Origin of the sequence: Sorangium sp. So ce1335 (genome assembly GCF_051521615.1) — a bacterium.
Lineage (GTDB): Bacteria > Myxococcota_A > Polyangia > Polyangiales > Polyangiaceae > Sorangium.
Map to the genome: position 1 here is coordinate 4076425 of NZ_CP150363.1, position 15109 is coordinate 4091533.

Here is a 15109-nt window from a genome sequence, read left to right on the forward strand (position 1 = left end):
GCGGGCCTTCCTTCGGGGTTGCTACGGGGTGAGCAGGGGCTTGCCGTCGGGGCCCACCAGCGCGGCGAGCTTCGCGTTGACCTTCTCCACGACGGCCGCGGGCAGCGGCGCGTAGTGGAGGTCGTTCGTGAACTTCTGGCCGTCCTGCGTGGCCCATTTCATGAACCGGGCCAGCACCTTGCCCTTCGCGAGATCCTTCTGCTCCTGGTACGCGAGGATGTAGGTGAAGCCGGCGATGGGGTACGCGTCCTCGCCCTCGGCGTCCACGAGCGAGATCCGCAGATCGTCAGGCATCCTGGCGGCGGCGCCGGCGCCCGCGGCGGTCGTGCTCTCGAGCGACGGGGCGACGAACTTGCCGCTCTTGTTCCGCAGCGACGCGAACGTGAGCTTGTTCTGGATCGCGTACGCGAGCTCGATGTAGCCGATGGAGGCGGGGGTGCTCGAGATGAGGGCCGAGACGCCGTCGTTGCCCTTCGCGCCGAGGCCGCCCGGCCAGTTGACGCTGGTCCCGGTCCCGGGGCCGCTCTTCCACTCCGGGCTGATCGCGCTCAGGTAGTCGACGAAGATCTTCGTGGTGCCGCTGCCGTCCGAGCGGTGGACCGTCGCGATCTCCTTGTCGGGGAGCTTCACGTCCGGGTTCTCCTCCTGGATGGCCGGATCGTTCCACTTCTTGATCTTGCCGAGGAAGATGTGCGCGGCGGCGTCCGGCGTGAGCTTCAGGCCCGACGGGACGCCCTCGAGGTTGTAGGTCAGCACGACCGCGCCGAGGCACGTCGGCAGGTGGAGGATGCCGGTCGCCTTCGCGAGCTGCTCCTCGGTCATCGGGGCGTCGGTGGCACCGAAGTCGACGGTCCGCTCGGTGATCTGCCGGATCCCGCCACCGGAGCCGATCGACTGGTAGTTGATCTTGACCTTCTGGTTGGCTTTCTGGAACTCGGAGATCCACTTGGCATAAAGTGGGTACGGGAACGTCGCCCCCGCACCGGTGAGCGCGACTTCCCCGTCGGCGGTCGGCTGCGGCGCGGCGTTCTTGTTCGAGCCGGGGAGCGAGCCGGTGTCCTGGGGGGCATCGGAGCGACCGCATGCAGCGGTCAGGATCAACATCGCCAGGGTGAGCAGAATTCGAGCCATGCAACGTCAGGCGTAATCGAGTTCTGTGACAGGCGCGTGACAGCAGGGTGGAACGGCGAGTACCGGTCTTTCCTGACTTTCAGGTTTGCAAGCTCACGCCGCGCGCGCGAGGCGCACGGTGAACTGGGTGCCGCGGCCGATGGCGCTCTCGACCTCGATCGAGCCGTTCATCAGCTCGACGAGGTGCTTCACGATCGCGAGGCCGAGCCCCGTGCCGCCGAGGTCGCGCGAGCGGCCGGCGTCCACACGGTAAAACCGCTCGAAGATTCGGCCCAGGTGGTGGGGGGGGATGCCGGGGCCGTCGTCGGCGACGGCGATCGTCACCTGCTGGTCGACGGAGCGCGCCTTCACCGTGACGTGGGCGCCCTCGCCCGCGTACTTGATGGCGTTGTCGAGCAGGTTCATGAGCACCTGCTCGAGCGCGCGGCGGTCGCAGCGCGCGGGCGGGAGGGCGGCGGCGTCGACCGTCACGTTGACCCGGCGCCGGCGCGCCGACTCGCCGAGCAGGTGCGTGACGTGCTCGATGGCGGGGGCGACGTCGAGGTCCGCCAGCGAGAGGCGGAAGTTCTTCGCCTCGATCTTCGAGAGATCGAGCAGGTCGTCGACGAGGTGGCGGAGGCGCTTCGCGTGCCGATCGATCACGTCGACGAACTCGGCGGCCTCCTGCGGGTCCTCGAGCGCGCCGAGCTGCAGCGTCTCGGCGGCGGTGCTGATCGCGGTGACCGGGGTCCGCAGCTCGTGGGACACGTTGGCGACGAAGTCGGTCCGGATCGTCTCCAGCCGGCGGAGATCCGTGACGTCGTGGAACACCGCGATCAGCCCCGGCTCGGCCGAGGGGCCGTCGAGGTCCGCGCCGCGGGCGTCGTGCGCGTCGCGCGCGTGCGCCGGGCTCTTCCGGCGCGAAACGCGCACGAGGAGCCGCCGCGGCAGCGTCCGCCCGAGCTCGACCTCCACGTCGACCGGCTCGTCCCGCTTGCCCGCGAGCTGGATCGCCTCGGTCAGCCGCGCGTTGCGGGTCGCCTCGATGACCGATCGGCCGAGCGCGTCCTCGCCGAGGGAGGCCATCCCGCGCAGCGCCCGGTTGGCGAGGAGGATGCGCCCGTCGCGGTCGAGCACGAGCACGCCCTCGCTCATGCCGTCGAGGATGCCCGCGAGCAGGTCGCGCTCCGTCCGGGCCTCGGCGATGGAGCGGGAGAGCTCGCCCGTGAGGTGGTTCAGCGCGTGCGCGAGCTGGCGGAGCTCGCCCGAGCCGCGCAGGGGCGCGCGCGTGGTCAGGTCGCCCTCGGACATGGCGAGCGCGAAGCGGGTCAGCTTCCGGATGGGGCGGGTGATGAAAAAGGTGGTGGCCGCGCCGACCGAGATGGCGACGACGATGACGGCGCCCATGCCGACCAGCAGGGTGCGCCGCGAGCGCCAGACGGCCGCGTCCACGGCGGCGCGCGGGCTGTGCTCCGCGACGAGCGCCGCCTCCATGTCGCGCGCGGCGAGGCGCTCGATCGGCACGCCCGCGACGAGCAGGACGAGCACCGTCGCCGCCACGAGCTTCGCGCCGATCCCCACCCGCCTCAGCGCGCGCATGGCGCCCTACGCGGCCTCGGGCTCGGCGCGGAAGCGGTAGCCGACGCCGCGCACGGTCTCGATGTAGTCGCCCGCGGCCCCGAGCTTCTCGCGCACGCGCTTCACGTGGGTGTCGACGTTGCGCGCGGTGACGTCGACGTGCGACCCCCACACCTCGTCGAGCAGGAGATCGCGCGAGAGCACGCGGCCCCGGCGATCGTAGAGCATCATCAGCAGGCGGAACTCGAGCGCCGTCAGCGCGATCTCGTTCTCCTGCACCCACGCCCGGTGCGCTGCGCGGTCGACCCGCAGGATCCCGAAGTCGAACTTCTCCGGGGCCGACGCGGGGCTCTCGGCCCGCTTCAGGATCGCCCGCGCGCGAAGGATGAGCTCCCGCACGCTGAACGGCTTGACCACGTAGTCGTCCGCCCCGAGCTCGAAGCCGACGATGCGGTCGATCTCCTCGCCCTTGGCCGTGACCATGATGACGGGGACCGCCGAGGTCTGCGGGTTCTGCTTGAGGCGGCGGCAGATCTCGGTGCCCGACATGTCGGGGAGCATCAGGTCGAGGAGGACGAGATCGAACCGCTCCTCCTTGACCGCCCGGAGCGCCGTCTCCCCGCTCCCGGCGGACACCACATCGAACCCAGCTTGACGAAAGTTATAGGTGAGGACGCGCTGAAGGTCGCGCTCGTCCTCGACGATGAGCACGTGGCTCGGCATGGCGGATGGGTGTAGCAGCGCATTGTGTCAGCTTGATGGCGATCGCGCGTGCCGCGCGTCGCCCCCGCGACACGGAATTGCGGCGAGCAAGCGGCAAAGAGAGAGGGCGAGGAGAGCGGGGAGAGGCGCGCAGGGAAAGGGAAGGGGAACGGACGGGCCGGTGGGCGGACGGATGGAGCTGGCTGTGGAGCGCGGCTGCAGACGGACGGAAGCGACGTTGTGGCGGCCGGCGCGCCCGGAGCGCGGCGGCGCGGCCGTCGCCCGGTCGGACGGCGCGCGTGACGCTTGCAAATCTCAGAGTTTTCGCCTAACTGGGCCGCCCATGGCCCTCGAGCGAACCCTCTCAATCATCAAGCCTGATGCGATGGAAAAGAACACGGCCGGCGCGATCATCGCCCGCCTGGAGAAGGAGGGCTTCACGATCAAAGCGATGAAGCGCATCCACCTGACGCGCGCGGAGGCGGAGGGCTTCTACGCCGAGCACCGGGGCCGCGGCTTCTTCGGCGAGCTCGTGGAGTTCATGTCGCGCAGCCCCATCCTCGTGATGGCGCTCGAGCGCGAGGACGCGGTCGCGAAGTACCGCGAGGTCATCGGCGCGACCGACCCGGCGAAGGCGGCGGAGGGGACGATCCGCAAGCTCTTCGGGGCGAGCGTGGGCGAGAACGCGGTCCACGGCTCCGACAAGACGTCGACCGCGGCGCGGGAGATCGCCTACTTCTTCGCGGGTTACGAGGTCGCTCCGAGCGCGACGGCCTGATGCTCGGCGAGCGGCTCGCGGCTGCGCTCGGCGCGGCGCGCGACGGCGCTGCAGGCATCGAGAGCTTCGCGCACCTGCTCGGCTCGCGCCGCGTCGGGCCGCGCGGGGTCGCGCTCGCGCTCCCCGAGGTGTGCGAGGGGTGCACGGCGCTCCTCGCGGCCCTCGGCAGCCTCTCTGCGGCGGTCCGCGACGGCTTCGTCGAGGCGGGCGACATCGCGGCGGCCGACGCCGCGTGCGCCGCGCTCGACCACGCCAGCGTCGAGGCCGCGCGCCTCACGGACGAGCTGTCGCGCGCCGCCGCCGGGGCCGCGCCGGGGCGCGCCCCGCTGCGCGGCGCCGGTCGCGGCGAGCGCGGCGGCGTCGACGCGCGGCAGCGGCTCGCGCTCGAGGCGTCGGTGCGCCGGGCGGCCCGGGAGCTGAGCGGCTCGCTGCGCCTGTCCGAGCTCGTGATGGCGACCCTCGAGCTGCGGCCGACGCCGCTCGATCTCATCGACGTGCTCCGCAACTGGAGCGCCTCGCCGACCGAGGGGCGGCCGGTCATCGCCATCTCGGTCGCCTCATCGGACGGCCGCGCCAACGAGGTGGAGGGCGACGTGCGCGCCGTGAGCGGGCTCATGGAGCTCGCCGTCGGCATGGTCAGCGCCGCCGGCGTCGCGAGCCCTCATGTCTCGGTGTTTCGCCTCGCGGACGGGCGCTCGACGGTGCGGATCGCGCAGCGCAGCGCGGGTGACGCGGCGCCGGCGGTCTCGCTGGACGTGGTGGTGCGCGACGGCGGCGAGCGCGCCGTCGCCGTGGCCCGCGTCGTCGCGCGGCGCGCGCACATCGAGCTCGCCGAGGCGGCCGGCGGCCGCGCCGTCACGATGACGTTCTGACGCGGTGCCGGTGGTGGCGCGGCCGTGCTAAAGGCGGCGCCATGGTCACCGACGAATCCTTGAAGTCCCTCGTTGAGGCGGCGTTCCGCGACCGCGAGCTCCTGCGCTCGCCCGCGCACGAGGCCGCCGTCCTCCGCACGATCGAGTGCCTCGATCAGGGCCTGCTCCGCGTCGCCGAGCGCGACGACAGCGCGCAGCCGGGCGGCGAGCCCGCGGCGCCCGCGGGCGGGGACGCGCCGCACCGTTGGGTGACGCACGCGTGGGTCAAGGAGGCGATCCTCCTCTACTTCTCGCTCCGGGGCATGAGCGTGATGGAGGCCGGCCCGCTCGAGTTCCACGACAAGATCCCGCTCAAGCGGGGGCTCGACAAAGCGGGCGTGCGCGTCGTGCCGCCGGGGGCGGTGCGCTACGGCGCGTTCCTCGAGCAGGGCGCGATCGTGATGCCCGGCTACGTGAACATCGGCGCGTGGGTCGGCGCCGGATCGATGGTCGACACGTGGGCGACGGTCGGCAGCTGCGCGCAGATCGGGCGGGGCGTGCACCTCGCCGGGGGCGTCGGCATCGGCGGCGTGCTCGAGCCGCCCGGCGCGCGGCCGGTGATCATCGAGGACGGCGTCTTCGTGGGCTCCCGGGTCATCGTGGTGGAGGGCGTCGTCGTCGAGGAGGAGGCGGTGCTCGGCGCGGGCGTGGTGCTCACCGCGTCGACGGCGATCCTCGATGTCACGGGTCCCGAGGTCGTCGAGCACCGCGGCCGGGTGCCGGCGCGCAGCGTGGTCATCCCGGGCACGCGGCCGAAGCGCTTCCCGGCAGGGGAGTTCTCGATCCCGTGCGCGCTCATCATCGGCAAGCGGAGCGAGGCGACCGACCGCAAGGTGTCGCTGAACGCGGCGCTGCGCGACTTCGCGGTGCCGGTGTGAACACGCGGCCCGACCAGGACGCGGCGGCCGAGGCGGCCCTCGCGGACACGCTGCTCTGGCTGTGCTCGGTCCCGTCGCCCACGGGCGAGGAGCAGGCGCTGTGCTCGGACGTGGCGGAGCGGCTCGGGCGGGCCCGGCTCGCCGCGCCGGTGCGCCGCCACGGCGACTCGCTGGTGGTCGAGGTGACGCAGGGCACGGGCGGCCCGAAGATCGCGCTGGCCGGGCACCTCGACGTTGTGCGCACCTCGCACGACGGGCCGCCGCGCATCGAGGGCGATCGCCTCTACGGCCCGGGGGCGAGCGACATGAAGTCGGGCCTCGCGCTGATGCTCGATCTCGCCGAGGGCGCGCGGGACGACATCGCGGGGGTCGACCTCACGCTCGTGTTCTACGCGCGGGAGGAGGGCCCGTACCTCGAGAACGAGCTCGCGCTGGTGATCGAGCGCGAGCCGGGCCTGCGCGCGCTCGATCTCGCCGTGTGCCTCGAGCCGAGCGACAACAAGCTGAGCCTCGGCGCGAGCGGTTCGCTCCACGCGGGGCTGACGTTCCGGGGGCGCACGGCGCACAGCGCGCGGCCGTGGCAGGGGGAGAACGCCATCTACAAGGCGGGCCCGCTCCTCGTCGAGCTCGCCGCGCTCGCGCCGCGCGAGGTCGAGATCGACGGCTTCGTCTACCGGGCCGTGACGACGGCGACGATGGCGCAGGGCGGGCGCGGGCGGAACGTCGTTCCCGACGAGTTCACGATGAACCTGAACCACCGCTTCCCCCCGGGGACGTCGATCCAGGAGGCGCAGCGGACCATCGAGGCGCTCGTGGCCGGCCGCGCCGAGATCGCCTGGCGCGATCTCAGCCCCTCGGCGCCGCCGCACGCGTCGCACCCGCTCGTCGTGGCGCTGCGCGAGGCCGGCGTCGCGGCGGTCGAGCCGAAGCAGGCGTGGACCGACGTGGCCCGCTTCGCGGAGCTCGGCGTGCCCGCGGTGAACTTCGGTCCCGGCGAGAACGCCCAGGCGCACCAGCGCAACGAGTGGGCGTCGCTGCGCAAGCTGTACGAGGGCCGCGCGATCCTTCGCCGCTGGCTCTCGGCCTTCGGACGGGCCTGATCTCGCGCGCGCGCCCGGGGCCTGTGCGTGCCCGGTCCAGCGCGCGCCTCCTCGCCGCGCGCGCTCTGCCCTGCGCCGCTACGCGCGCTCTGCCTCGGCAGAGCGCACCGACAGCCCGGCGGCCGGGATGGTGAAGAAGAACGTGCTGCCCTGGCCGGGCGAGCTCTCGACCCAGATCGTGCCGCCGTGGGCCTCGACGATGCCCTTCGTGACGAACGCCGCGAGCCCCATCCCCTGTCCCATGGGCCTCCGGGCGGGCGCGTGGCGCGCGAAGAGCAGCGGGTGCAGCTCCGACGGGATCCCCGGGCCGGTGTCGGAGATCGAGAACCGCGCGTCCGTGCCCGCGGGCTCGGCGCGCACCGTGATGCGTCCGCCCTTCGGGGTGAAGCGCATGGCGTTGCCGAGCAGGTTGGCGATCACCTGGACGATGCGATCCCGGTCGCACGCGATGGGCGGCACGTCGTGCGGCAGCTCCTTCGCGATCTCGAGCGGCTTCAGCGCGACCGTGGGCGCGACGAGCTCGATCGCCCTGTCGAGGATGGGCTCCACCTCGTGCGCGCCCTTGCCGATCTTGAGCGAGCCGTTCTCGATGCTCATGGCGTCCACGAGGTCCTGCGCGAGCTGGTTGATCTCGTCCGCCGCGCGGGTGATCGCCTCGAGCTGCCGCCGCCCGGGGCCATCCGGAGGGATCGAGCGCAGCAGCATGCGCGCGCTCACCACGATGACGCTCAGCGAGTTCCTGAGATCGTGAGAGATGGTGGACACGGTCTCGCGGAGCATGCGCTCGGCCGCCTCCGCGCGGCGCTCGAGCCGCTGGCACTGCTCCTCGATCCGCTCGCGCTCTGCCGCGTCGCCCCGGGAGCCGTGCCGTTCCGAGTCCGCCTTCGATCGCCTGGGCACCCTGGCGCGCAGGGTAGCCGGTCCCGCCGAGCGAGGCCCGCTCGCGGCGGCGGGCGTCGAGCCCCGCTTCGGCGCGCGCAGGGGCACCGCCGAGGCGCGCCCGCGGAGCGTGCGTCCGTGCGCGGAATCCGCGCCCTCCGTCGCGTTCTTTCCGGCTTTTTTTCTGGTCACCCCCGCCATCCTTGTCCCCTCGTGCCTCTCAGGCGATCAGTTAGCCTGAAAGACTGTGCCGGGAATAGTCAGGGGGTGCCTCAGTCAAGTCCTGGCAACGCGGGAGCGCAGGTGCGTGTTTCGCGGTCTCGCCGGTCGAGCGGATCTCGGCGTCTTGGCCGGTTCGCCGGGCGGGATCAGCGGCGTGTCAGGTCGTCCTCTCGGGCTGCGACGGCGCCCCGCGCGCCTCTCCTTCGCTTCGCGACAGGAGGCGGCGAATCTCGAGCACCAGTGTGTCCGGCAGACAGGGCTTCGTGAGGAAGGCGTCGCAGCCCGCGTCCTTGGCCTCGCGCGAGTGCCCCGCGAGCGTGTGACCGGTGAGCGCGACGATCGGGATCCGCTTCGTGCGCGGGTCGCTCTTGAGGTGGCGCGTGGCCTCCCAGCCGTCGATCTCCGGGAGCGACAGATCCATCAGGATGAGGTCCGGGATCAGCTCGAAGGCGCGATCGAGCGCCTCCCGTCCGGTCGCCGCCTCCGCGACGCGGAACCCGGAGAAGGACAGGTACTCCGCGAACATCTCCCGGTTGTCCTGGAAGTCGTCCACGACCAGGACGAGCGGCGCGAACGCGTTGTCGTCACATTTCACTTCCATCCCAGTGAACCTTTCCATTCGTCAGCGCGCCGGCCGATCGATCGTGAGCGGTGCCAGCATCGTTCGGCCAGCCTCTACGCACCCCATCTAGGGGAGCGATCCGCTCGGGTCACGCGACGTTTGTATACCTTATTGCCGGCATGATGCCGGGCATTTCCCCTCCCGCGCAGGGGCAGCCCTGCACTCGCCTGAGGGGACCTAAGGATAATCCTTACTCGTCCTGGGCAGGTCCGTAGGGTCGCCGGAGGCCGATGATCTCGTGGAGCAAACGGGCGGCGGTGTCCCAGTCGACCGGCTTCACGAGCACGCCGTCGAAGGCCGACGCGTTGAGGGCGGCGCGGGCCTCGAGATCGCGCCGGCCGGTGCACGCGAAGATGGCGACGTGCTGGGTCGCCGGGTCGGCGCGGAGCGCCTCGGCGACGACGAAGCCGTCGATGCCGGGCATGCGCAGGTCGCACAGGATCACATCCGGCACGTCCTGCGTGGCGAGGAACACGCCGCGCAGGCCGCCGGCCGCCCGTTCCACCAGGAAGCCGTGCGCGGCGAGCGCCGCCTCTGCCATGACGAGGAAGTCGGGATCGTCATCCACGATGAGGACGCGGCGCCGCCGCTCGATGACCTGGGTATCGTCCTCGTCGGCTTGCTCTTCGTCGCGCTCGGTGAACTCTCTGCGCTCTGCCTGGGACATGCTCCCCCGCTCGCCGCTCGGCTGACAGCGCTCCCCAGGCGCTCGGGCCTGGATGCGCGGCCGTGAGGGCGACGACTTCCGCCGGCGTTTCTGGAAAGGTCCCCCCGCGCTGGTGGAGGTGGAACCTGAACCCCGGGTACACCTTGTGCCCAGGTCGCTTATCCGCAACCATCAACTGTCCAGCGTAGATGGGGCTTTGCGCGGTTCGTCCCAGCCGGCCGGCGACCGCTGTTTCGGGGTGGTCCCGACGACAGTTGGCTTGCTCGTCTGATGCTCAAGGTCCGCGTTGCTGCATATTCGGAGCAGGCGGTCATGTGGATGAATGACGAGTTCTTCGCGCGCGTGGGCCACGACCTCCGGGGCGAGCTGGCGACCATGCTCGCGGGGGTCCACTATCTTTTGCGTTACCAGAAGGACCTCGGCGCAGCGCCGCGCGACATGCTGGAGCGCGTGCGCGGCGCGGGCGAGCGGCTGAAGCGGCTGCTCGACGAGTTCGACAACTCGATCTGGCTCCGCGCGGACGCGAGCCGCCCGATGGCGATCGCCCGGTGCGACGCCGCCGAGCTCGCCCGCCGCGCGGCCGCGCACCTCGAGGGCGCGGCCGCCGCCCGCGGCGTGGGCATCGCCTTCGACGGCGAGCCCGAGGGCGTCGCCACGCTGGAGGGCGATCCGGAGCTGCTCAGGGTGGCGCTCGAGTACGTGCTCGGCTTCGCCGTCCTGCGGTCGCGCGATCGGCCGGTGCGGGTCCGCGTCGCGAGCGCCGACGCCGGGCCGGTGGTGACCATCATCGACGAGGCGGGCCCCGTCCCACCGGAGCCGCTCGCCCGGCTGCTCGAGCCGTTCGGCGAGCGGGCGGCGATCCCCGCCGACCCGGTCGCGCCGCGCCGCCGGGAGCGGCTCGGCCTCGGGCTCGCGATCGCGCGCGGCATCCTCGACGCGCACGGCGGCGGGCTGACCGTGGAGCCCTCGTCCGAGCGCGGGGAAGGCGGCTCATCGGAGTCAAGCGCGACCGATGCTGCGACCGGCCTGCGCTTCACGTGCACCCTCGGCGGCGTTGAAGGGAACGCTCCTCCGGAGCTCGCATGACGGAGGGTCGCTGCCATGCGGCCGGCGGCGATCCCGGATTCGTGAGATCCCTCGGGCCCCCACGCGCGGATCGTGTCCGATGAAGACTTCGTCTAGGATGGACTGGGCCGCACGTCGCGAGCGTGCTCCATCTTCCACCGCACACGGATGAATGCGCCTCGATGCCGACGCTGAGCTCTCTCCTCGTGCAGCATGGGGTTACCTCGATGCGAGTGGTCGAGGAGGCGATCGCTCGTCAGGTGCTCCATGGCGGCGATCTCGCCACGAACGTGCTGGAGCTGGGCGCGGTGCGCGAGCGCGAGCTCACGGAGCTGCTCGCGGAGAGCCTCGGGCTGCCGCCCGCCGTGGGCCGGCTGCGGCCCGCGTCGCCCGAGGTGCTCCGCGTCGTGCCGGCCGATCTCGCGGTCGAGCACCGCGTGTTCCCGCTCGACGTGCGCACGGACCTCGAGGCCGCGGCGACCGGAGCGCCGCAGCCCGAGGCGACGCTGGTCCTCGCGACGGCCGAGCCCCTCGCGCCGGCCGTCGCGGAGAAGCTGAGCGTCGCGCTGGGGGTCAGCCTGCGGCAGCTCGCGGCGCCGCTCGTCCGCATCCGCCAGGCGCTCGCGGAGCACTACGGGATCGCCCTCGAGCGGCGCATGTCGCGGCTCGTGAAGCAGCTCGACGCGCGCGCCGAGCCGGCCCCCGAGGCGATCGAGCGCGGGGCTGCGGCGACAGCGGCGCTCCCGCCGAAGGCGCCTCCTGCGCCAGCACCTGCTGCTGGAGGCGAGGCGGCGTCGGCCGCGAAGGTCGAGACGGCGTCGCCTGCTGGGGCCGCTGCGGCGACGCGTGCTGGTGCGCAGGAGACGGCGACGCCTGCTGGTGCGCAGGAGGTGGCGCCGCCCGCTGATGAGCAGGCGGCTGCGCCGCGCGCCGATGCGCAGGGGGTGGCGCCGCCTGCAGGCGACGCGACGTCGCCCGGTGAAACCGAGGCGGCGCGGCCAGAAGACCTCGACGCGACGTTGCCCAACGGTGTCGAGGCAGCGCGACCCGCCGACGCGCCGCCGCCCGCCGTGGCCGCCGGGGAGGCAGCACCGCTCGCGGAGCACGGCGCGACGTTGCCCGCCGCGGTCGACGACGATGCGCAGGCGGCCGACACGCATGAACCGAGACGGCCCAGCATCGACGATGCGCCGACCGTGGAGGCGCTGACCTCGATCTTTGACGAGGAGACGGTGAGCGCGGACGTCGCGATCAGCGAGGCCGTGCCCACGCCGAGGAAGCCGTCGCTCCACGAGCTGGACGACGAGCCGACCGTCGTTGCCCAGTACCCGGTCGACCTGCGTTCGTTCCGTTATCTCGACGCAAACACGCCCCGGGACGAGGCGCTCGCTTCACGCACCCCCGGGAACGCACCGCAGCGCGATCGTCAGGGCGCCGTGGAAAGCCCGGTCGCGGGAGCCGAGCATCCGGACCGCGTGGCTCGATCGCGCGAAGAGCCCGCGATCGAGCCGCCGGAGCCGACGCCGCGCTCCGCGGAGCTCGCGCCGCGGCTGGCGACGTTCGCCGCGTCGGACGCGGTGCACGCGGCGCCCGTCGTCGCGGTGACGGCGCCGCCAGTGGAAGCTCCGGTGCCGCCTGCGGCGACGTTGGCGCAGCACGGGCCGGCACCGTCCGGTGTACGCGCGCCGGCTCTGGGCAGCCACCTGCTGACCGGCTGGTTGAAGCGGGCATCGGCGGCGCACCGCGCCCAGCAAGCGACGCTGCCGCAAGCGGCCACCCCTCTCCAGCGCCAGCCCGGCGGACCTGCTCCGGCATCGCCCGTCCCTGCGCCGCCGCCAGCGCCGGTCGCGCCCGCTGCGCCGCCGCCTGTCGCCGTGACGCATGCTGCGCCGCCGCCGGCGGCGGTTGCGCCCGCTGCGCCGCCGGCTGTCGCCGCGACGCATGCTGCGCCGCCTGCGGCGGTTGCGCCCGCTGTGCCGCCGGCTGTCGCCGTGACGCATGCTGCGCCGCCGGCTGTCGCCGCGACGCATGCTGCGCCGGCAGCGGCCGCTGTAGCGCCCGCGGCAGCGCAGCGCGAGCGCTCGTCCAGCGCGCCCGCGGCCGAGGTCTCGATGCGCGCAGCGGGCCGATCTGCGCCGGCTGCGCAGCGCCGGAAGGGCCCGTTCACGCTGGCCATGGCCGAGCAGGAGCTCGCCGCGGTCGACTCGAGCGAGGCGGTGCTCGCGATCCTCTTCGACTTCGCGCAGCAGTACTTCGAGTACACGGTCCTGTTCACGGTCCACGGCGAGCGCGCCGAGGGCCGCAACGCCGCGGGCCCAGGCGCCGAGCGCGAGCGCGTCGCGAAGATCGCGGTGCCCTTCGATCGCCCGAGCGTGCTCGCGAGGGCGCGCGCGCTCCGCGCGCCGCTCGTGACGGCCCTCGCCGGCAGCGCGCCCGACGCCGAGCTCCAGCGCGAGCTCGGCCGGACGGTCCACGCGGCCGCCGTGGCGGTCGTCCCGGTCGTCGTGCGCGGCCGCGTCGTCGCGCTCGTCTACGGCGACGACGGGGCCAGCTCGGTCGAGCTCTCCAGCATCGGAGACCTCATCGCGCTCGCCGGGGTCGCCGCGACGGTCCTGGAGCGGCTCATCCTGCGGAAGAAGCTGAACCGGAGCGGCGCGGCCCATCCGAGCGACAGCCCGGCGGCCCGCGACTCCGCCGTGCCGCCGCTCCGGGCAACGGCGCCGCCTCAGCCCGCTGCGCCGCCGCCGCGCGAGGCCCCGCAGCCCGCCGCTCTGCCGCCGCACGAGGCGGCCGCGCCGAGCGACGAGCACGCCAAGGACGGGCCGCTCTCCATGCGCACCCGCGCCGCGCTCCTGGAGCTGAGCAACATGCTCCGCGCGGAGACGCTCGGCTCGCCCGGCGCGGCGGCTACCGGGCCCGAGGTGCACGCTGACCCCGGCCCCGGGGAGCCGCGCCGCGCCGACAGCGCGGATGGCGCGCCGCAAGGCGCGCGACCGCAGGGCGGCTGGTCCACGGAGGACGGCGGCTCCGGGATCGACGCGGTCGCGCGGGCGTTCGGGCTCCGCGGCACAGGCGTCGAGGCCGAGCCCGTGCAGCCGGACGAAGGCTCCGCGCACGCGGTGGCGTTCAGCTCGACCATCCCGCCGGCGCCGATGCCACACGCGCCGAGCCTCGCGGTCGAGCCGCAGTTCCGGCTGGGCCTCGAGGCCGGCGCGGACGTCGTGTCCGGCACCGCCGTCACGGCGCCGATGATGCCGGCGGTCACCGCGCCGATGATGCCAGCGGTCACGGCGCCTGCGCGGCCGGCGCTCATCAACGAGATCCCCGACCTCGAGATCCCTGCCGCGCCGGCCCCCTCGCCGCCGGATGAGCTCGATCCAAACGAGCCCGAAGAGGGGCGGACCAGGCGGTACTCGCGTCCTCCGTGGATGCTCGACAGCGCGATCACGCCCGGCGTCGAGGAGCACCGAGAGCCCGGACAGGCACCGACCGCGAGCCGCTCGGCCTGGCGCCGTCGCACCCCTGTCGCCGTCGAGAGCTCGACCGCGTACGCGCGGCCCTCGTCCGAGCGGCGCGCAGCGGTCTCGCCTCCGGCAGGCGATCTGCGCGCGGAGTACACCTCGCTCCTCCAGCACGTCCTCGCGGGCGGCGAGGCTGGCGCGCGGGCGTTCGCCGAGCTCGTGCGCAACGGCGAGACAGCGGTCTCGATCGTTGCCGCGCGCTTCCCCGGACCGCTCCGGGCCGATCGCCAGCGCTTCCGCGAGCAGCTCACCGGCCCAGACGGCGCCGCTGTCGCCGCCGCCGCGCCCGCCGCCTCGCAATGCGGACCGTTGCTGGAGCTGATCGTGGCGATCCGGCGTCCGGCGCTCCCCTTCATGACGGTGCGGAGCGCATCACCCGACCCCGAGGTGCGCTTCTGGGCCACGCACGTGCTCGGCGAGCTGCCGTACCCGGAGGCCGCCAACGCGCTGCTCCCCCGGCTCTTCGACGACAACCTGGCCGTCCGCCGGATCGCGGTCCGGTCGGCCGCGCTGCTGATCGCGGCGCCGCCCGCGGGCGGCCCGATCCTGCAGGGGCTCGATCACATCGCGCGCGACCGCGAGGAATCGCCGGCGCGACGGCTGACGGCGATCGACACGATGGCCGAGATCCGCGCCGCGTCCGCCGTGCCGGCGCTCATCAGCGCGCTCACCGATCCTCACGAGGCGATCGTCGATGCCGCGTCCCGGGCGCTGGTCGTCATCGCGCGGGACGATCACGGCCGCGACGCGCGCAGGTGGGCGTCGTGGTGGTCGAGGAACGGCGAGCGCCACCGCATCGAGTGGATCATCGACGCGCTCACCCACGAGAAGCCCGCGATCCGCCGCGCGGCGATCGACGAGCTGAAGGGCATCACGAAGGAGTACTTCGGCTACTACGAGGACCTCCCGCGGCAGGAGCGGGAGGCCGCCCAGGCGCGCTACCGCGCGTGGTGGATCTCCGAGGGGCGCTCGCGGTTCGGCGCGGGCTGACGCTGTCCACCCGGGCGCGAGCGGCGGGCGCGGGCCGGCGGCGCGCGGCTCGCCAGCGCGTTGGCGAGCCGCGCGCCCTTGCCGCA

At 73.4% G+C, this 15109-nt stretch carries 12 protein-coding genes; 6 read left to right on the forward strand and 6 right to left on the reverse strand.

The window, feature by feature from the left end:
• Positions 1-21: 21 nt before the first annotated feature.
• The 3 genes from pstS to WMF24_RS15095 form a co-directional block, all read right to left on the reverse strand.
• A complete protein-coding gene (gene pstS, locus WMF24_RS15085) occupies positions 22-1131 on the reverse strand; it encodes a phosphate ABC transporter substrate-binding protein PstS (protein ID WP_437737099.1) in 1110 nt (369 codons plus the stop codon).
• Positions 1132-1224: 93 nt separating this feature from the next.
• Positions 1225-2709 (reverse strand): ATP-binding protein, encoded by a 1485-nt coding sequence (locus tag WMF24_RS15090; protein ID WP_437737100.1) that lies wholly within the window; start codon positions 2707-2709, stop codon positions 1225-1227.
• A 6-nt stretch (positions 2710-2715) separates the two neighbouring features.
• Positions 2716-3411, reverse strand: a complete 696-nt coding sequence (locus WMF24_RS15095) for a response regulator (protein WP_437737101.1) — start codon at positions 3409-3411, stop codon at positions 2716-2718.
• A gap of 322 nt (positions 3412-3733) precedes the next feature.
• Between WMF24_RS15095 and ndk the strand changes: the two genes are divergently transcribed.
• The 4 genes from ndk to dapE are packed head-to-tail and all read left to right on the forward strand — an operon-like array spanning position 3734 to position 7057.
• Positions 3734-4168, forward strand: coding sequence for a nucleoside-diphosphate kinase (gene ndk, locus WMF24_RS15100; RefSeq protein ID WP_437737102.1), 435 nt, complete (start codon positions 3734-3736; stop codon positions 4166-4168).
• Positions 4168-5040, forward strand: a complete 873-nt coding sequence (locus WMF24_RS15105) for a hypothetical protein (RefSeq protein WP_437737103.1) — start codon at positions 4168-4170, stop codon at positions 5038-5040. Before ndk ends, WMF24_RS15105 begins: the two co-directional genes overlap by 1 nt.
• A gap of 41 nt (positions 5041-5081) precedes the next feature.
• A complete protein-coding gene (locus WMF24_RS15110) occupies positions 5082-5957 on the forward strand; it encodes a 2,3,4,5-tetrahydropyridine-2,6-dicarboxylate N-succinyltransferase (protein WP_437737104.1) in 876 nt (291 codons plus the stop codon).
• Positions 5954-7057, forward strand: coding sequence for a succinyl-diaminopimelate desuccinylase (gene dapE / locus WMF24_RS15115; protein ID WP_437737105.1), 1104 nt, complete (start codon positions 5954-5956; stop codon positions 7055-7057). The genes WMF24_RS15110 and dapE overlap by 4 nt, the downstream gene beginning before the upstream one ends.
• Positions 7058-7135: 78 nt before the next feature.
• On the opposite strand, the gene WMF24_RS15120 is transcribed toward dapE, so the two are convergent.
• From WMF24_RS15120 to WMF24_RS15130, 3 genes are all read right to left on the reverse strand, one after another.
• Complete coding sequence (locus WMF24_RS15120; RefSeq protein ID WP_437737106.1) at positions 7136-7957, reverse strand: sensor histidine kinase; 822 nt, start codon at positions 7955-7957, stop codon at positions 7136-7138.
• 358 nt (positions 7958-8315) lie between these two features.
• On the reverse strand, positions 8316-8759 hold the full coding sequence (locus WMF24_RS15125) for a response regulator (protein ID WP_437737107.1): 444 nt from the start codon (positions 8757-8759) through the stop codon (positions 8316-8318).
• 211 nt (positions 8760-8970) lie between these two features.
• Entirely contained in the window at positions 8971-9447 is a 477-nt protein-coding gene (locus WMF24_RS15130; protein ID WP_437737108.1) for a response regulator, read from the reverse strand.
• 312 nt (positions 9448-9759) lie between these two features.
• On the opposite strand from WMF24_RS15130, the gene WMF24_RS15135 reads away from it, so the two are divergent.
• Positions 9760-10533, forward strand: a complete 774-nt coding sequence (locus WMF24_RS15135; protein WP_437737109.1) for a sensor histidine kinase — start codon at positions 9760-9762, stop codon at positions 10531-10533.
• A 206-nt stretch (positions 10534-10739) separates the two neighbouring features.
• Positions 10740-15023, forward strand: a complete 4284-nt coding sequence (locus WMF24_RS15140; protein ID WP_437737110.1) for a hypothetical protein — start codon at positions 10740-10742, stop codon at positions 15021-15023.
• Positions 15024-15109: the final 86 nt, after the last annotated feature.